3 protein-coding genes are annotated in these 1634 nt (G+C 31.6%); 2 read left to right on the top strand and 1 reads right to left on the bottom strand.

Annotated elements, in window-relative coordinates:
* The first annotated feature begins 215 nt into the window (after window positions 1-215).
* Complete coding sequence (locus BMX60_RS11810; RefSeq protein ID WP_091351629.1) at window positions 216-926, top strand: nucleotidyltransferase domain-containing protein; 711 nt, start codon at window positions 216-218, stop codon at window positions 924-926.
* On the opposite strand, the gene BMX60_RS11805 is transcribed toward BMX60_RS11810, so the two are convergent.
* Window positions 907-1362: a methylated-DNA--[protein]-cysteine S-methyltransferase gene (locus BMX60_RS11805; RefSeq protein ID WP_091351628.1), complete on the bottom strand. Its 456-nt coding sequence runs from the start codon at window positions 1360-1362 to the stop codon at window positions 907-909. The genes BMX60_RS11810 and BMX60_RS11805 overlap by 20 nt on opposite strands.
* A gap of 192 nt (window positions 1363-1554) precedes the next feature.
* On the opposite strand from BMX60_RS11805, the gene BMX60_RS11945 reads away from it, so the two are divergent.
* The coding region (locus tag BMX60_RS11945) for a MerR family transcriptional regulator (RefSeq protein WP_143055947.1) at window positions 1555-1634 on the top strand (80 nt) is incomplete at its 3' end.

Here is a 1634-nt window from a genome sequence, read left to right as displayed (position 1 = left end):
CAATACCACCTAGATTTAGCTGTGAGAGTTGTGGAGCAGAAATGTATCCCAAAGATTATATAGGAGTTCATGGAGAGCACTATAAAATATAAATGGATTTAAGCGCGCCGAATGGCGCTTTTTTTATAAAAAATTAAAGAGAAGAATCCTAGATAGCAGGAAATAGGTGAAAAATAGCGAAATACTTAATAAATCTTGGAAGGAGGGGATCTTTTATGATGGGTTCAGCCTTGGTCGCTGCCAGGGAATATGTGTTAAAAGAATACCCTAATGCCTTTTTAGCTATTTTAGCTGGGAGTGTAGTCAGGGGGGAAGGTACCGAAACTTCAGATTTAGATATAGTGATAATTACCGATGGTGAAGAACCCCCTTATAGGAAATCAGTTATTTATCAAAAATGGCCAATTGAACTATTTGTTTATAACCAAAAAGCATATAAAGAACAATGTCAAAGGGAAGTTGAAAAAGCAAAACCCTTTTTACTTACAATGATTGTAGAAGGGATACCTATAATTGATAGGGATAAAAATTTTCATCTATTAAAAAGGGAGGCTGAGGAAATATTAAAAAAAGGACCCAGGGAATTGAGTCCTAAAGAAATTGATAACTATCGCTATACCATCACAGCATTGTTAGAAGATTTAAAGGGGTCGGAAAATCACTATGAAGGGATTTTTATTGTAAACAAATTGTCTATGTTATTAGCAGAATTTATTATGAGGTTAAACCGTCGTTGGATTGGTGATGGTAAATGGGCATATAAAGTACTGAAAGAATTTGATGAAGAAATAGCCGATAAATTTACCCAAAGTTTTTCCCAATTTTACTCCAATGATAATAAAGAAGAAATAATTGCCTTTACTGAAGGAATATTGAAGCCAGTTGGAGGTTTATTGTTTGAAGGAGTTAAAAATTCTCTAATGTGAGGAGAAATTTTTTAATTTCTAAACCACCGGCATAGCCAACTAGGGAACCATCTTTCCCTATTACCCTATGACAAGGAATTATTATTGGTATAGGGTTTTTATTATTAGCTCCCCCTACAGCCCTTACTCCTTTAGGATTACCAATAAGTTTAGCTACTTTACCGTAAGTTAATTTTTGTCCATAAGGAATTTTTCTAAGGGAATTCCAGACAAGTTTTTGAAAGGGAGTTCCTTGCAGAACTAAGGGGATATCAAATTCCATTAATTTTTTCTCAAAATATAGATTTAATTGTTTTTTTGTTTCTAATAAAATAGGATGGTCTGACTTTTTAGTAAAATTTTTTTCAACTTCACCAAAGTATATATTTGTTAAGCCTTGATTAGTACATACCAATGTTAATTTGCCTATAGGGCTATGGAAAATATCAAAATACATAGACTTAGCTCCTTTTTCTTTATTAGTCTAAAAATTTTGTATAAATATTTTACCATGGTGATAAAAATAGAACAATGGAAAAATAAGATAATGGAAGGCAATTTAACAGCTAACAAAACATTATAGAACTTTACACAATATTCTTGAATTTATATAATTTTTATATTATGATAAATTCAAGAGGTGATGATAATGAAATATTATAGCATAGGGAAATTTGCAAAACTTATAGGTAAAAATCCTCAAACATTGAGAGAATGGGATAAAAAAGG

The organism is Anaerobranca gottschalkii DSM 13577, assembly GCF_900111575.1.
Lineage (GTDB): Bacteria > Bacillota > Proteinivoracia > Proteinivoracales > Proteinivoracaceae > Anaerobranca > Anaerobranca gottschalkii.
The sequence above is the reverse complement of the archived record's forward strand: the minus strand, read 5'-3'. Positions and strand labels throughout refer to the sequence as shown.

Coding starts and splice junctions, on each gene's coding strand:
- BMX60_RS11805 (WP_091351628.1), bottom strand. CDS start 1,362: ATGTATTTTGATATTTTCCATAGCCCTATAGGCAAATTAACATTGGTA.
- BMX60_RS11810 (WP_091351629.1), top strand. CDS start 216: ATGATGGGTTCAGCCTTGGTCGCTGCCAGGGAATATGTGTTAAAAGAA.